This is a genomic window from Verrucomicrobiia bacterium (genome assembly GCA_036405135.1).
GTDB lineage: Bacteria > Verrucomicrobiota > Verrucomicrobiia > Limisphaerales > JAEYXS01 > JAEYXS01.
On the sequence record DASWYF010000010.1, the window covers coordinates 191,802 to 207,688 of the forward strand.

10 protein-coding genes and 1 tRNA gene are annotated in these 15,887 nt (G+C 55.7%); 6 read left to right on the plus strand and 5 right to left on the minus strand.

Annotation, left to right across the window (positions count from 1 at the left end; genetic code table 11):
* Positions 1–188: 188 nt before the first annotated feature.
* The 3 genes from VGH19_04880 to VGH19_04890 all read left to right on the plus strand — a co-directional run bounded on the left by VGH19_04880 (position 189) and on the right by VGH19_04890 (position 2,113).
* Entirely contained in the window at positions 189–875 is a 687-nt protein-coding gene (locus tag VGH19_04880; GenBank protein HEY1170685.1) for an SGNH/GDSL hydrolase family protein, read from the plus strand.
* Between the two features lie 13 nt (positions 876–888).
* Positions 889–1,860: a UDP-glucose 4-epimerase GalE gene (gene galE / locus VGH19_04885; GenBank protein HEY1170686.1), complete on the plus strand. Its 972-nt coding sequence runs from the start codon at positions 889–891 to the stop codon at positions 1,858–1,860.
* Between the two features lie 176 nt (positions 1,861–2,036).
* Positions 2,037–2,113: transfer RNA gene (locus tag VGH19_04890), tRNA-Asp, on the plus strand.
* A gap of 209 nt (positions 2,114–2,322) precedes the next feature.
* On the opposite strand, the gene VGH19_04895 is transcribed toward VGH19_04890, so the two are convergent.
* On the minus strand, positions 2,323–3,591 hold the full coding sequence (locus tag VGH19_04895) for a DUF1552 domain-containing protein (GenBank protein HEY1170687.1): 1,269 nt from the start codon (positions 3,589–3,591) through the stop codon (positions 2,323–2,325).
* A gap of 4 nt (positions 3,592–3,595) precedes the next feature.
* Complete coding sequence (locus VGH19_04900; GenBank protein ID HEY1170688.1) at positions 3,596–5,983, minus strand: DUF1592 domain-containing protein; 2,388 nt, start codon at positions 5,981–5,983, stop codon at positions 3,596–3,598.
* A gap of 163 nt (positions 5,984–6,146) precedes the next feature.
* On the opposite strand from VGH19_04900, the gene VGH19_04905 reads away from it, so the two are divergent.
* Together VGH19_04905 and VGH19_04910 are read left to right on the plus strand one after the other, a co-directional pair.
* A complete protein-coding gene (locus VGH19_04905) occupies positions 6,147–9,383 on the plus strand; it encodes a DUF1553 domain-containing protein (GenBank protein HEY1170689.1) in 3,237 nt (1,078 codons plus the stop codon).
* 4 nt (positions 9,384–9,387) lie between these two features.
* Positions 9,388–10,848, plus strand: coding sequence for a DUF1501 domain-containing protein (locus tag VGH19_04910; GenBank protein HEY1170690.1), 1,461 nt, complete (start codon positions 9,388–9,390; stop codon positions 10,846–10,848).
* Between the two features lie 105 nt (positions 10,849–10,953).
* Here VGH19_04910 and VGH19_04915 read toward each other — a convergent pair whose 3' ends face one another.
* From VGH19_04915 to rpoD, 3 genes are all read right to left on the minus strand, one after another.
* Positions 10,954–11,382 carry a hypothetical protein gene (locus VGH19_04915; GenBank protein ID HEY1170691.1) on the minus strand — a complete coding sequence of 143 codons (429 nt, stop codon included), beginning with the start codon at positions 11,380–11,382 and terminating at the stop codon, positions 10,954–10,956.
* A gap of 90 nt (positions 11,383–11,472) precedes the next feature.
* A complete protein-coding gene (locus VGH19_04920) occupies positions 11,473–12,741 on the minus strand; it encodes a putative Na+/H+ antiporter (GenBank protein HEY1170692.1) in 1,269 nt (422 codons plus the stop codon).
* 296 nt (positions 12,742–13,037) lie between these two features.
* Positions 13,038–14,894 (minus strand): RNA polymerase sigma factor RpoD, encoded by a 1,857-nt coding sequence (rpoD, locus tag VGH19_04925; GenBank protein HEY1170693.1) that lies wholly within the window; start codon positions 14,892–14,894, stop codon positions 13,038–13,040.
* Positions 14,895–15,023: 129 nt separating this feature from the next.
* On the opposite strand from rpoD, the gene VGH19_04930 reads away from it, so the two are divergent.
* On the plus strand, positions 15,024–15,869 hold the full coding sequence (locus VGH19_04930) for a purine-nucleoside phosphorylase (protein HEY1170694.1): 846 nt from the start codon (positions 15,024–15,026) through the stop codon (positions 15,867–15,869).
* The last annotated feature ends 18 nt before the right edge of the window (positions 15,870–15,887 follow it).

Here is a 15,887-nt window from a genome sequence, read left to right on the forward strand (position 1 = left end):
GAGCATGGCCATGTTCACTCCGTTCACGGAAGCAAATTTTTAAGGTAGAAGCACAGGTGAAACACCCCCGTGGGAAGATTATCTGCCCTCATGGCCTCAAGCGGACTTCCGACCTCAAAAATTTATATAGAACTTGGTGGACACTTTTCAGCTTTCCGAAAATGCCGTTCTCCGTCACAACATGCGCCATGCATCTGAGACTGATACTGGCAGCACTGGCCCTGATGGCTGGCATGACGACTTTGCGTGCGGCGGAAGCGACAACCGCGACGACCAATAAGTTTAACCCCGCCCGGTTCGAGAAAGAGATTGTCGCCCTCGAGAATTCGGACAAGACAAACAAGCCGCCGAAAAATCCCATCGTTTTCGTCGGCAGTTCGAGCATCAAGAAGTGGACCACGCTGAAGCAGGATTTCCCGAAGCATAAGGTGATGAATCGCGGTTTCGGTGGCTCGGTCATCTCGGATTCCGTCGCGTTCGCCGATCGTATCGTGACGCCTTATAAGCCGAAGATGGTGGTGATGTATGCCGGTGATAACGACATCGGCGGCGGCAAAACACCTGAAATGGTCACGGCAGATTTCAAAGCCTTCACTGAAAAAGTCTGGGCGGCGGATAAGAAAACCAAGATCGCCTACATCGCCATTAAACCCAGCATCAAACGCTGGAACTTGGTGGAAAAAGTGAAAGAAGCGAACAGCCTGATCGAAACTTACTGCAAATCAGACAAACGCCTCGACTTCATCGACATATTTCCGGCGATGCTGGGCGCAGATGGCAAACCACGCCCGGAATATCTGGTGGCGGATGGCCTGCACATGACGCCCGAAGGCTATCAGGTGTGGACGGACATCGTGAAGAAGCACCTGCCTTGATCGGATTTATCCCATGAATGTTTTTGTAACGGGTGGCGCGGGTTACATCGGGTCCGCTTGTGTGGAAGAACTGCTGAACGCAGGCCACGCAGTGACGGTCTTTGACAATCTCACCGAGGGCCATCGCAAGGCGATTGATTCACGCGCGAGCTTCGTCCAAGGCTGCCTGAGCGATCGCGATCTGGTGCTTAGTAGCGTGAAGCAGGCGAAAGCGGAAGCGGTGATCCATTTCGCCGCACATGCCTTGGTGGGCGAGTCCATGACGAACCCCGCGAAGTACTTTCGCAACAACGTGGCGAATGGTTTGAACCTGCTTGAGGCGGCAAAAGAGAACGGTGTTCGCAAGTTCGTGTTCAGTTCCACCTGCGCCACATACGGTTTGCCTGAACGTGTGCCTATGGATGAGAGCACACCGCAGAAGCCAGTGAACCCTTACGGCGAATCCAAGCTGATGTTTGAGAAGATGCTGCTGTGGTATGAGCAGTTGCATGCCTTGGAATTCGTCGCCTTCCGTTATTTCAATGCGGCTGGTGCCACGGCGCGCTTTGGTGAAGATCACCGTATCGAGACGCATCTCATCCCGAACGTGCTAAAGGTGGCGCTCGGGCAGAAGGAACAGTGCGATATCTTCGGCACGGATTATCCCACGCCGGATGGTACTTGCATCCGGGATTACATCCACATCTTGGACTTGGCCCAGGCACACATCCTCGCCTTGCAACCGGGCAAGCGCGGTTTCTTCAATCTCGGCAATGGCGAGGGCTATTCCGTGCGCGAAGTCATCGATACCTGCCAACGGGTGAGCGGCAAATCAATCAAAGCCGTGGAAAAGCCACGTCGCCCCGGTGACCCGCCGCGCTTGGTGGCAGCCGCCACGAAAGCCAAGACCGAACTGGGCTGGAATCCGAAGTATCCCAAGCTGGAGCAAATTGTGGCCAGCGCCTGGCAATGGCATGTGCAACATCCTCAGGGATATGGGGATTGATGCGTAGCAATGCCCAATGACGAAGCCCGAATGACCAAAGAATTTCCAATGAAACAAGGTCATTTGGTCATTACTCATTCCTTCGACATTGGGATTTGGTCATTCGTCATTTTTTAAAGAAATATCCGTTGACTTGCCGGGGGGCATTAACTAGCTTCTCGGCTCCAATTTGGCGCGGGGGCGTAGCTCAACTGGTTAGAGCGCTGCCCTGTCACGGCAGAGGTTGCGGGTTCGAGTCCCGTCGCTCCCGCCATTTTTTGGAAACGGAAGACCCTAACTAAAAGTTAGGGTTTCGTCGTTTATAGAACCTGTGATTTCTCTGTGTTACTTAAAGTCTGTTGGAAACTTTGTAAGCAGAAAAATGTGAACAAGGACTGGCGTGAGCACCCTCGCCCCTCGGAGGGGAGAGGGCCGGGGTGAGGGGTGCCGGGATCGGTCTGGGAACTACGAAAGGCACAATCACTACACCTTCTTCAACCCCTCCATCGTCTTATTCCCCGTCGCGAACGAGTCCTGCTCCAATCCAAGGTGTTGTAGATACGACACGAAGAGATTGCACAACGGCGGCATGTTCTCCGGTTGATATGCCAGATGTTGCCCATGTTGGAAGCGTCCGCCAGCGGCGATGATCGGTAGATTCGTGTTATTGTGGCTGGAAGCGTTACCGAGGTTTGAGCCCAACACTATGGCCGTCTGGTCCAGCAAGGTGCGATCGCCTTCGCGGACATTCTCCAGCTTCTGCATGAACTCGCCGAAGACGCGCATCTCTTCCTTCTCGATGATGGCGAGCTTCTTGATCTTCTCCGGGTCCTTGCCGTGATGACTGAGATTGTGCCAGCCATCATCCACACCTTGCAACGAGACGACTTCATTTCCACCTGCACCACAGAAAGTGATGAGGCGCGTCGAATCCGTCTGGATCGCAAGAAAGATGAGATCGTAAAAGAGACGCATGCGACCGGTGAAGTCAGCGCGATCCTCGATATCCGTGGGCGGTTTCTGATCCACTTTCGGTTTTGGCAACTTGGCCCACTCCTCGGCTTTCACGAGCCGTTGCTCCAGTTCCCGCACGCTCGTAAAATACTGATCAAGCGTCTGCACATCCTCGCGTCCGAGATTGCGACTGATCTGCCCGCTCTGATCTTTCACCAAGTCCATGATGCTCTGGCCGTCTTTGATACGGCGCATCTGCGAAGCTTTCTCTTCTTTGGTGCCTTCGAGGAACAGGCGCGCGAACAGTTTGGAAGGCCGTGTCTCCGGTGGAATCCGCACCCCTGAACGCGTGTAAGACAATCCCGCACCATTCGCGGAGAGCACGATGGAGTTCACCCGCGTGAGATGCCCGATGCGCTCCGCCGCGTACTGATCCACCGAGATGGTGTTGCGGAAACTCGGCTGGCTCGGATGAGCGGCACCGGTCAAAAAGCTCTGCTCTGCCGAGTGACCACCATCAACATCTGGATGCGATAGTCCGGAGAGCACGCTGAACTTGTTACGCAATGGCTGAAGCGGCTCAAGGTAAGGCGTGACATCATAATCCTGTCCCGTCTTTTGCGGCACAAGGAAGGGCGTGTGAATGCCCAGTGGCGCGCAGATGGCCAGCATGCGGCGGATGTCCGGCGTGGTCGTGGCGCGAGCCGTGCGCGGCATCATGCTTTCCAACAACGGCAGGCCCATCGCGATGCCGGTGGTGCGGAGGAACGTGCGGCGGTTAATGCGGGGGATATTCATGACATCAAGGTTGTTGGAAAAGTTCGCTATCCACCACAGCGTGGATCATGGAGCGCAGACCGAGATTGTTCTTTTGGGCGGAGGCTACGACCGCATCCACCGCACTGCGATCTGCCGCAGTGATGGGGCGGCCAGTCGCATAGACGATTAGCTTCTCCGCAAGCGCTTGCGCCACGCGGTCTTTGTTCGTCAGCATTTGCTGGCGGAATTCAAGGTAGTTGGCAAAGGCGCGCCCATCGGCAAACTCACCATTCGCTTCCACCTTCGGTCCAAGCTTGTAACGCTGATCGCGCACTTTCTCACCGTCACCCACGGAACGATAGCGGTCACGATTGCCGCCGATGGGATCGAACACTTCCAGCGCGAAACCAGGCGGATCGATGCGCACATGGCAACGTGCACAGGACTCATCGGCACGATGCTTGTCCAGTTGCGCGCGGATGGTCGTGGCCCCGCGAATGTCCGGTTCCACCGCCGGCACGCCAGCAGGCGGAGGTGGAGCAGGTTGCCCCATGATCTTATTCAACACCCACACGCCACGAAGAATAGGTGAAGTTGTGGTTCCATTCGCCGTGACTTTCAGTACCGCCGCCTGCGCCATCACACCGCCACGCACGCTGTCTTTCGGCAAGGGCACGATACTGAAATTCTCATGGCTCTTCACACCGGGAATGCCGTAGTGCTTCGCCAGGCGCTCATTTAACACCGTGAAATCAGACGCGATGAAATTCACCACGCTCAGGTCATTCGTGAGAATGTGGCTGAAGAATCCACGAGACTCCGTGAGCATGGCTTCCTGCAGCAATGGTTCAAACTCGGGATACAGTTTCGCATCCGGTGTGGTGAATTCGATATCGCGCAGGTTCAGCCATTGGCCCGTGAAGTTCTCCACGAAACGCTGACGACGCGGGTCTTTCAGCATGCGTTCCACCTGCGCGTGGACAGTCTTGGAATTCTTGAGCTGGCCTTTCGCCGCGAGCTGCATGAGTTCCTCATCTGGCTGCGTGGACCAGAGGAAATAGGAGAGACGTGAGGCAATGGTGTAGTCATCCACCACGGCTTCACGATTCACCAATAGAAAGTAAGGCGAGCAAAGAATGGCAGAGACACCCGCCCGGACGGATTGCTCAAACGTGCGGCCTTCGCTCAAACGATCCAGCGTGAGCTTCACGAAGGAATCAATCAACGCCTTATCCACTGGACGACGAAAAGCACGTGGAGCGAAATCGCGGATGATCCGCTCAGCATCCACAGCCGGTTGAGAAGATTCCACCGTGCTCTTCTTCATACCTTTGCGATGACGCATGTAGAAAGGCGCGCCTTCCACCATCTTCATGGTTGAGCTGTCGCCGAAGAGGCGGCGTTGCGCAGGTGAAGGGAAGTCCTGGTCGAGCGGCCCATACGTCTCCGCCCACATCAAGCCGATACCGGGCCTTGCCTCATGCTTGTCCCGATACGTGATATGCTCGGGGTAGATGCGCGGCACGATGTGCAACGCGTCATTCTCCATCATGTGCGTGGTGAACTCGATGATGCGCGGATTTGTCGGAGTGCCCGTGATGTCAAAGACCCCCATCGGCCGTAGCTTGCCCGTGCCGAACAAGGGGCCGACATAAACCGCCACAGCCAAAGTGCGTTCACCCGGTTCATGCGGCCACGCAGCAATTCGGCAACGATAGATACCTTCCTCGATCGGATGCGCAGAATCCAATCGCGCTGGCGGCCAGCCGGGAGCGAACTTTACGAAGGAATTCTCCACTTCGATTGTGCCGCCTTTCTTCTTATCCACGGAATCGATGTTGTCCTTATTCTCCATCATCACCGCACGCCGTTCAGCAGCGGGCAGCGGCTTGATACGGCGGAAGACGGATTCGAAAGCAACATCCGCTGCTTCGAGATAACGCTCCATCAAGATGGGCGAAATGCTGAGGCCGTTCGCGACATTATCGAAGCCCTGCACACTCGCATCTTCCGGCAGAAGCTCGGCGAGCGGAGTATCAATGCCCAGAAGATCGTGAACTGTGTTCTCATACTCCACACGGTTCATGCGGCGTAGGGCGAGGGGACGCGCACCGGGCAGCTTGGCCAGTGAACCGCTAATGTTATGCACCACTTTCGTGACATCGCCAGCAGCAGGACGCGCTTCTTTCTTTGGCGGCATATCACCAGTATCAATCGCCGCCACCACCTTGCGCCAGACTTCGATGTTCTTCGCGGATGGTTGCTCGATGTTGTCGAGACGCAGATCGCCCTTCTGCTTGTCCGCACCATGACACTTCACACAATGCTGTTTGAAGAAAGTGGTGACCTGCGGATCGGTGCTCGCGGCGGAAACAGTTGTTTCAGCCAGCAATCCGAGAGCGACAAATAATGCTAGTGTGCGCGCAAACATGCGGTTGGTGCTATGCCTCAAGTTTGCAGAGCGCAGCGCGCTTGTCAGGGAGAATTTAGACCCTATTTTGCACAGCCCGCCGTTGACCAAGTGCTTTTTGCAGCGGTAATATTGAGCCATGCTTTCCGCAGGAACAGGTGTGCCTCGCAGTCTTAACAGGCTGATGAAAGGCGTCTTGTTGCCTGTGATCTTGCTGACGTGGACTCCAACATCAATCCTCTTCGCTGCCAGCAAGATAGATTATGCCACGCAGATAAAACCTATCCTCATGGAGCGTTGCTACGCCTGTCACGGGGTGCTGAAACAACAGGGCAAGCTGCGCACGGATACGGCACAGTTCTTGAAACAAGGCGGCAAGCATGGCGTCGGCTTTGTCATTGGCAAACCGAATACGAGTCATCTCATCGAACGCCTGACCGCCGAGGATGTGGAAGACCGGATGCCGCCGGAAGGTGAAGCGTTGAAGCCGGAGGAAATCGCTCTTTTCAAACAGTGGATTGCCCAAGGAGCTAAAGCGCCCGCCGGGGAGAAGCCGGAGGCAGATCCAAAAGATCATTGGGCCTTTAAGGCACCGGTGCGTCCTGCTGTGCCAAAAGTGAAAGCGCACGAATGGTCGCAAAACCCGATCGATTCGTTCATCGCAGCGGAACATCAAAAGCAAGGGCTCAAGCCGCAAGCGCTCGCGGAGAAATCACTCTGGCTGCGACGCGTGTATTTGGACCTGACCGGCCTGCCGCCGAGTTTGAAGGAGATGCAGGAGTTTGAAGCGGATAATTCACCGCAAGCATATGAGAAGGTGGTGGATCGTTTGTTGGCCTCACCGCAATACGGTGAGCGGTGGGGACGCCACTTCATGGACATCTGGCGTTACTCGGACTGGTATGGCTTGGGCGATCAGTTGCGCTACAGCCAAAAACATATCTGGCACTGGCGCGACTGGATCGTGGAATCGCTGAACAAGGACAAAGGCTACGATCGCATGGTGGTGGAGATGCTGGCGGGCGATGAGATTGCGCCGACGGATCGCGACACCTTGCGCGCAACAGGTTTTCTCGCCCGCAACTATTATCTCTTCAATCGCACCACGTGGCTGGATGAAGTGGTGGAGCACACGTCGAAGGCATTCCTCGGCCTCACGATGAATTGCGCCAAGTGCCACGATCACAAATACGATCCCGTTACGGCGAAGGACTATTATTCGTGGCGCGCCTTCTTCGAGCCCTACCACGTGCGCCTCGATGAATTGCCCGGTGAACCGAATCTGGAGAAGGACGGTCTGCCGCGTGCCTACGATGTGCATCTGGACCTGCCGACCTATCTGCATGTGCGCGGTGATGAAAAGCATCCGGATAAATCCAAGGAAATCACGCCAACGGTGCCTGTGATCTTCAAGCTGCGGGAACCTGCTATCAAAGCGGTGGCTCTGCCGGTGGAATCGCACAGCCCGGCGTTGCAGGAATACGTGTTCGAGAATCATCGGCAGATCGTGGAACAGCAGGTCACTTCGGCGAAGGCAGCACTGGAGAAGGCCCGGCAAGCGGTGGCTGATCTGGAGGAGAAAACCAAAACTAAGAAAGCCGAAAGCCCCGTCCCGAAGCGGGTCTTCACCGACGAGTTCCACGCTCTCAACTCGGAATCATGGGAAGAGAAGGGCGGCGCATGGAAACGCGATCAGACTGGTTTGAAACAGACACAGGTGGGTGCTGAACGGCATGTGCTGCAATTGCGTGAGCCGCATCCAAAAGATTTCTACGCCAAGGTGCGCTTCACCATCCAAGGCGGTGAAAAATGGAAGTCCGTAGGTTTCACCTTCGATGCCAGTGAGAAGCACGATGTGCTGGTGTATTTGAGTGCCTATGTCGGATCGAAGCTGCAGATAGCCATCACGGATGACGGCAAGACCGTGTATCCGCCGAACGGTTTTATCACTCGCGAAGTGAAGACCGGCACCTCGTATGATCTGGAGGCGTTCGTGCAAGGCGATCAACTCACGGTATTGGTGGATGGTGTAGATGCACTTTCCTTTACCCTGCCGAGTCGTCAACCCGGACATCTTCAGTTGGTCACCTTCGATGCCAGTGCGGAGTTCTTGAATTGTGAATTGTATGAGCTGCCAGCCGATTACGTGCGCCCCGGTGCTTCTGTGGAAGCCAAACTGGCTGATGCTCGGATTGAAGCGGACACGGCAGCGAAAGCAGTTGTCACGGCGGAACTGCGGTTGAAAGCGTTGCACAGCAGTTGGCAGGCGGATCGCGCGAAGCTGAAGCAATCGGCTGATGCGGCATCACTGATCGGTATTGCCGCCAAAGATGAAGCGGCTTGGCGATTGGCGGAGGCAGAAACTGCGTTGGTAAAACTGGAAGCTGCTGAGCAAAAGGCCAAAAAGAGTGATGAAAAGAAATTAAAAAGTGCGCGCGAAGCGGTGACCAAGGCGAAAGAACGAGTTGCGAAGCCGGAGGACAAATACACTTCCTTGCGTGGTTCGCTAAAAGCTCTCGATGGCCCGGATGAAAAAGAGGATCACCGTAACCTGCCATTTCCCACGACCAGCACTGGTCGTCGCACCGCCTTGGCGCAGTGGATCGCGAATGCGCAGAACCCCTTGACCGCACGCGTGGCGGTGAATCACTTGTGGGTGCGGCATTTCGGCCAGCCGTTGGTGCCTACAGTGATGGATTTCGGTCGGCGCGGTGCAGCGCCGACGCATCCGGAATTGTTAGATTGGCTGGCGGTGGAGTTCATGGAGAGCGGCTGGAGCATGAAGCATATGCACCGCTTGATGGTGCTCTCTCGCACGTATCGGCTGAGTTCATCCAATGCGGACGCGCCGAAGGCATCGCTCATGAAAGATGCGGAGAACAAGTATTACTGGCGTATGAATCCGGTGCGCATGGAGGCGCAATCCGTGCGCGATAGTCTCCTGCAGCTATCCGGTCAGCTTGATCTGACGATGGGTGGACCGACAATCGATCCGAAGAAAGAAGACAAAGTGTTCCGACGCAGCCTTTACTTCACGCACTCAAAGGATGATGTGCACATGTTCCTAGAGACGTTCGATAATGCGAACGTGCAGGAGTGCTATCGCCGCTCGGAGAGCGTGCTGCCACAGCAGGCATTGGCGCTGGCGAACAGTAAATTATCCATGATGTCAGCGGGCAAGCTGGCGGAGAGGTTGATAAAGGATAATTCGGCGATCACGGATGACGTGTTCATCCGCACGGCCTATGAAACCATTCTCGCGTTAGAGCCAGATAAAGGTGAAATGGAAGTGTGCGCGGAAACACTGATGCAGTTACGCAGCCTTGCGGAGAAGCAAGGGCATAAAGACCCGATGGCGCGTGCGCGTGCGGGCTTGGTGCATGCCTTGTTCAATCACAACGATTTCATCACGGTGAGGTAGGCGTATGAATCCATTCTCTTCTTATCTCAAGCGCAGGCAGCCGATACTGAATCGTCGCTCTTTTCTCGGCGATATCGGCATGGGTTTCTCGAGTATCGCACTGGCGTCGTTGTTGCAGCGGGATGGCTACGCATCCACCACTTGGGCGCCGCCGACGGGACAGCCGCACTTCGCGCCGAAGGCGAAAAGCGTCATCTGGCTTTTCATGCGCGGAGGTGTGAGTCACATGGAGGGATTTGATCCCAAGCCGATGTTGAACAAGTATGCGGGCAAATCCATCGGTGAGACGCCGTTCAAGGACGTGCAGAGCCCGGAGAAGTTGAAGAAGGTTCGCGTAGTGGTGGTGAATGACGCGAATGGGCAGCAGCGCAATGTCATCTATCCTTTGCAAACGGGCTTTCGTAAAGCAGGGCAGAGTGGCATCGAGGTGAGCGATTTCTTTCCGCACATCCGCGAGTGCGTGGATGACCTCGCGGTGATCCGTTCCATGTGGACGACGGATGATAATCATGGTGCGCAGGTGCAGTTCCATTCTGGTCGGCACATGTTGGATGGTCGTTTTCCCACGATTGGTGCTTGGGTGAACTACGGGTTGGGTTCGTTGAATGACAACCTGCCGCAGTTCATCAACATGGGGCCGCGCTTCTTCGATTCACGCGATGGCCATTATCTCGGGCCAGCCTTTGATGCCGTGCCGTTGAAGATCGATCCGAAGTCACCGTTGGATTTTGCGAAGCCGGAAAGTGACATCACGGAAGCCGAGCAGGCGGCTGAGTTTGCATTGCTCGGTAAACTGAATCGCTTCAGCGCGGTGAAGTATCCGCAGGACCCGAATCTGCTCGCACGCATCAAGGCGTATGAACTGGCCTTTCGTATGCAGACGGCGGTTCCAGAGGTCATTCATTTCGAGAAAGAGAGCGACAGTATCAAGAAGCTCTATGGCTTGGATGAAGAGGCGACGAAGCCGTTCGGTATGCAATTGCTCGCGGCGCGACGTTTCGCTGAGCGGGGCGTGCGCTTCATCCAGATCCAGCATGGCGATGGTGCGGCAGGTGCGTGGGATGCGCATTCAGGACTGAAGAGCAATCACACCAAGCTGGCGCGTGAAGTGGATAAACCGATCGCAGGGTTGCTCCAAGATTTGAAGCAGCGCGGGATGTTGGATGACACGCTGGTGGTGTTTGCCACTGAGTTCGGGCGCACGCCGGGTTCACAAGGCGCGGATGGGCGTGATCATCATCCGTTTGGTTTCTCCGTGTGGATGGCGGGTGGCGGTGTGAAAGGCGGTATCGTGCATGGTACAACGGATGAATTGGGATTCCATGCGGTGGAGCATCCGCATTATGTGACGGATGTGCATGCCACCATCATGCATCAGCTTGGATTGGATTCACGGAAACTGGAAGTGCCGGGGCGCAAGCGGTTGGATGTGGATCATGGGCATGTGATCCGGGAAATACTGTGAGATTTACGAGTGGCTCGATGATTGGAGGTATAAAAAGAAATTACGCGCCCACCTTTGTGATGGGTGCGTAAATCGTAAATCAAAAATCGTAAATCCGAAGTGGTCTTACGGTTTCGGATACACACCTAGGGTCACCGCGATGGCGACAAGGGCTTTTTCTTCATCCTTGCTCATCTTGTTGCCGAAGCCGAAGAAGCCACCAGAGGATTCGGCGATCAGCTTGCCGAGGCCGAGCAGGGACATCTTGAAGGTCTGCGCTTCCGCTGGATGATTCGTGTCCACGTATTCGCCGATGCGCTTGAGTTCGGCGACGAAATCAAATTGGCCGGAGGTCAGTTCCTTCAGATAGCGCTCCAAATTTGGCAGCATGTCCGCGATGGCTTTTTGCAGGAGAGGGCTGGGCAGCTTGCCGGAGCTGAGGACGACCTTTTGGAAGTTCTCAAGTTCCTTCTTGTCCACCTTGCCGTCAGAGGCGGCAACGAGGAGGAAGATCAAAAGCGGCGAGCGGGGCAGTAAATCGATATCGTTAGTCACGGGCGCGGAGGGTAGTGAAGCGCCTCCCGCAGGCAAGCGGGAAAATGAAGTGGGATTTACGATTTTGGAATTACGATTTACGAGGCGTTCTTAATGTAACAGCCAGAAGAATACGATGGCGACGGCTGTGGGCAGCAGTGCGCCCAAGAACAGGTTTAACGGGCTGATGCCTTCGTCTTGAAATACTTTGGCGCTTTGGAGAATGCCGACTCCGGCGGGGTTGGGGGCGTTGGCGATCACGGTGAGACCGCCGCCAGTGACGGCGCCAGCCACCAAAGCATATTTGAGTTCATCGGAGATGCCTTCGACAAGGGAACCTAGATAGGTGAGGGCGGCGTTGTCCGTGATGGCGGTGAGTGCGGTTGCACCATAGAAGAGCGATGAACCGTTGAGGCTTTGGATCAGCGGTTTAAGCCAATAGGCTTGCAGAGAGCCAAGCGTGACCAGACCCGCGAGGAAAAAACCCACCAGCAAACCTTCGCGCAACTTGAGTTCATCCTGATATTCTTTCGTGGCCACCACGAGGCCGAGAAAGAGCACGAAGATGCCGAGGAACACGTCCGGGTGATGGGCGAAGCCGACGACCATGGCAAGGAAGGCGATATGCAGAAGCGTGAGCCACGCCGGGATTCGGCCACCGTCGCCACGCTGGACTTGAACTTGGGCCAAGTCCTTGCGGTACATGGTGGTGATGATGATGGCAGAAAAAATGCAGGCGGAAGCGGCGCGCCAGCCGAAATTTTGAAACATGAAACCGAAATCCCAGTTCCACTTCGCAGCGACCATGAGCACGGGTGGTGCAGCGAAGTGCGTGAGCGTACCGCCGATGGATACATTCACGAAGAGCAGACCCAAGGTGGCATACGCAAATTTCGTGCTGATGCCTTGGTCGAAGTAGCGGCGTTTTAACAATAATGCCAGCAATGTCATCGCGGCGGGTTCCGTGATGAAGGAGCCGAGCAAAGGTCCAAAAGAGAGCGCGGTGAAGTAGAACGCGACACTTTCACGGGCGGGAATGAGGCGGGCGACTTGGGAGATGAGCCACTCCGCCAGCTTCACTACAGGGCGTGTGGCGGCGACGACCATGATCACGAAGACAAACTTGGGCTCGGTGAAATTGAGGCTCTCGATGTATTCTACCGCCTGATTGACTGAGCCGCTTAAAACCGTGATGCCGCCGAAAAGAGCAGCAGCCCACAGTCCGAAGACCACTTCCGTTTCGGCAAGAAAATGCAGCACATTCTCTTGCAGCGAACCGGCGGGATATTTGTGCGCCCAATGAGCAAAGCGCTTCACGCAGAAGGTGTGTATGACTGCGAGCGCAAAGAGGACTGTGGCAAGGATTTCGATGGACTTCATGGGCTGGAACTCAGCATCCGGTGATTCAACGGCAATAGTGTGCGGTTGTGTTTCAGCAGATGGCGGCCCGACCATCCAGTAACCTTCGAGGCTGGCAGGCCTCGAACCCGCGAACAAGGTAGCTGCTGGATTGCAGGTTCGTCAAATGGTTCAGGATTTTGAAATGGCAGAAGCTGTCTTTGCTTGGATGGGGATTGGTGCGACTTGGACCCCGACATCTGCCGGGGCAGGCAGTCGCGAAAGAAAAAAGCCGGTCATCTGACGATGACCGGCTTTTGAAATAATCACCGTCCTGCTTACGCGGCTTCGGCGGTTTCGAGGAAGCCTTGCAGGTGGCGGATACGTGTCGGGTGACGCAACTTACGCAACGCCTTCGCCTCGATCTGACGGATACGCTCACGGGTCACTTTATACTGCTTGCCCACTTCTTCCAGCGTGCGGGCGTAGCCGTCCACGAGGCCGAAACGGAGTTCCAATATGCGGCGTTCGCGCTCGGTCAAGGTGTTGAGCACCTCGCCCAGCTTGTCCTTCAACATGCTGTAACCGGTCGAATCGATCGGGTTCTCGACGGATTGATCTTCGATGAAGTCACCGAAGCTGGAATCGCCGTCATCACCCACGGGGGCTTGCAGCGAGACCGGCTGGCGGGCCATGCGCAGAATGGAGTTCACGCGCTCCACCGGCATGTTCATTTCGTCCGCGATCTCTTCCGGATTCGCTTCACGGCCGAGTTCCTGCATCAACTGCTTCTGGACGCGCCAGACTTTGTTGATGATCTCGATCATGTGCACCGGGATACGGATCGTGCGGGCCTGATCGGCGATGGAGCGGGTGATCGCCTGGCGGATCCACCACGTCGCATACGTGGAGAACTTGTAACCGCGGCGATACTCGAATTTCTCAACGCCCTTCATCAGACCCATGTTGCCTTCCTGGATCAGGTCGAGGAAGGACTGGCCACGGTTCGTGTATTTCTTGGCGATGGAGATCACGAGGCGCAAGTTGGCCTCGGCCATTTCCATCTTGGCCTTCTGGGCGGCCTCGGCAAAACGCTTCATCTCCGCGTGCGCGTTCAGGTAATCCTGCTCCGGCATACGGACGAAATCTTCCAGTGAACGGATCTTGGACTGCTCGCCATCGATGATGTTATGCACCGCGGCAGACTTGCCTTTGTGCTCCATCTCCTTGATGAGGCGGCGGCTGGCGAGAATCTTGTCGTGGATGTTGTCAGAGACCACCGCCATTTCCTCGAGCACCTTTTGCTTGAAGAAGAACTGGCCGAAGGTGGATTGCAGCTTCTTGTCGAGCTTGGCCATCTCCTGTTGGAGCTTGGTCTTTTTGGTGCCTTCGGCAACTTTGCGCCAGGCGGCATAGGCTTCATCCACGCCGTGGTCCATTTCGCGGACTTTCTTCACCAGACGGCGCAGGGCCTTCAAGTGGTTCTCGCGACCTTCGATCTTGCTGTCCACGATCACGCGGTCGAAGCGTTCCTTCGGCGGTTCGGAGATGAGTTTTTCAGCGAGGGCGATGTGTTCCTTGGCGGTGAAGCCGAAGGAGTAGATGATGCGCTTGACGTTGAGTTCCGCGTCCTCGATGCGTTTGCAGATCTCGACTTCCTGCTCGCGGGTGAGCAGGGGAGTCTTGCCCATCTGGCGCATATACATGCGGACGGGGTCATCCAGACTGTCGAGGCGGGAGCGTTCGTCTTCGTCTTCAGCTTCCGTGGTTTGCTTGGCGCGTTCCACTTCTTCCTGGTCGACGATCTCGATATCGAGATTGCTCAGGCGTTGGTGAATCTCGTCCAAGTCCTCAGCGGTGTGAGGCGTTTCGGCAAGACCTTCCGCGATGTCATCATAAGTGAGGTAACCCTGCTCGCGGGCGAGATCGGAAAGTTCTTTGACCTTTTCGAGAAGGTCCACGGTGGTGAAGCGTTGGGGGACGGAAGCTTCAAGAGCGGCATCCTTGTCCTTGTCTGCCTTTTCCGTGCCGCTGCGCAAAGCGGCAGGCACCTTCTCGCCTTTGCCGTGAGCGTGAGAATCAGCAGGAGCTTCGGTGGCCGCGCCTTTGCCAAAAACCAATTTGCGACCACGAGAGCGGGGTGGCGGGGCGGATTCCGTTTTCGTGTTCGTTTTGCTGCGAGTCGATTTTGCCATATATCCGGTTCGTCACTTGCGTCTCCCACTAGAGACAACAAGATTCCCAAGGTGTCAGAAAACCTGCCAGTAGTCAATACATGGACTTGATTCTTTGGTGCTGGCAGGTTAGGCCCTTTGAGTAATCTAATGGGGCATAAAGTTACAGACCGCAATGAGTTGCGCCGGGCCGTGGGCTTTTGCCGCCGGGTAAGCCTGGAGGCGCCGCCGCTGGCCATCGTCTTGGGCAGCTGTTTCGGAAACGTGGCAGAGGCTTTTCAGGGGGGGTGGGTGCCAACGGGCAAGATTCCCGGCTGTCCAAAGCCTTCGGTGCCGGGACATGCAGGACGATGGGGCTGGGGCAACTTGGGAAAAGCCCCGGTGTTATTGATAGCGGGGCGGGTTCATTATTACGAACGCCGGAACATGGCGGAAGTCACCTTTGCCATCCGGACATTGGCGGAGTATGGTGTGCGAAACGTCCTGTTCACCAATGCTGCCGGCTGCCTTAATGCCCGATGGCGTTGCGGGGACTTGATGCAGGTCCGCGATCATATCAACTTCATGGGGGTAAACCCTTTATGCGAAATGGGTTGGAAAAGTTCTGAAGATTTTGTAGATTTGTCGGCAACCTATGATGGTGACTTGCGGGAAGGGCTGTTACTCGCCGCCATTAAAGCAGGAATAAAGTTGAGAGAAGGCGTATATCTTGCTGTCTCAGGACCAAGTTATGAGACGCCGGCGGAGATTAGGGCCTTTCGGCAGTGGGGGGCGGATGCTGTCGGTATGAGTACGGTGCCGGAAGCGATTGTGGCGCGGCGTTACGGGATGAAAGTAGCTGCGCTTTCCTGCCTCACAAATATGGCGGCAGGATTGACGAAAAAGACGATCTCGCACGATGAGGTGATGGCTGCGGGTAGTGAAAACAATCATCGAAACAGCGAGTTAATACGGATTTTTGCACAGAAGTTTGCGCCAGATGCAAAGGCTGGTTAGTATTGAGCCGATAAGAAG

Coding starts and splice junctions, on each gene's coding strand:
- VGH19_04880 (HEY1170685.1), top strand. CDS start 189: ATGCATCTGAGACTGATACTGGCAGCACTGGCCCTGATGGCTGGCATG.
- galE (HEY1170686.1), top strand. CDS start 889: ATGAATGTTTTTGTAACGGGTGGCGCGGGTTACATCGGGTCCGCTTGT.
- VGH19_04895 (HEY1170687.1), bottom strand. CDS start 3,591: ATGAATATCCCCCGCATTAACCGCCGCACGTTCCTCCGCACCACCGGC.
- VGH19_04900 (HEY1170688.1), bottom strand. CDS start 5,983: ATGTTTGCGCGCACACTAGCATTATTTGTCGCTCTCGGATTGCTGGCT.
- VGH19_04905 (HEY1170689.1), top strand. CDS start 6,147: ATGAAAGGCGTCTTGTTGCCTGTGATCTTGCTGACGTGGACTCCAACA.
- VGH19_04910 (HEY1170690.1), top strand. CDS start 9,388: ATGAATCCATTCTCTTCTTATCTCAAGCGCAGGCAGCCGATACTGAAT.
- VGH19_04920 (HEY1170692.1), bottom strand. CDS start 12,741: ATGAAGTCCATCGAAATCCTTGCCACAGTCCTCTTTGCGCTCGCAGTC.
- rpoD (HEY1170693.1), bottom strand. CDS start 14,894: ATGGCAAAATCGACTCGCAGCAAAACGAACACGAAAACGGAATCCGCC.
- VGH19_04930 (HEY1170694.1), top strand. CDS start 15,024: ATGGGGCATAAAGTTACAGACCGCAATGAGTTGCGCCGGGCCGTGGGC.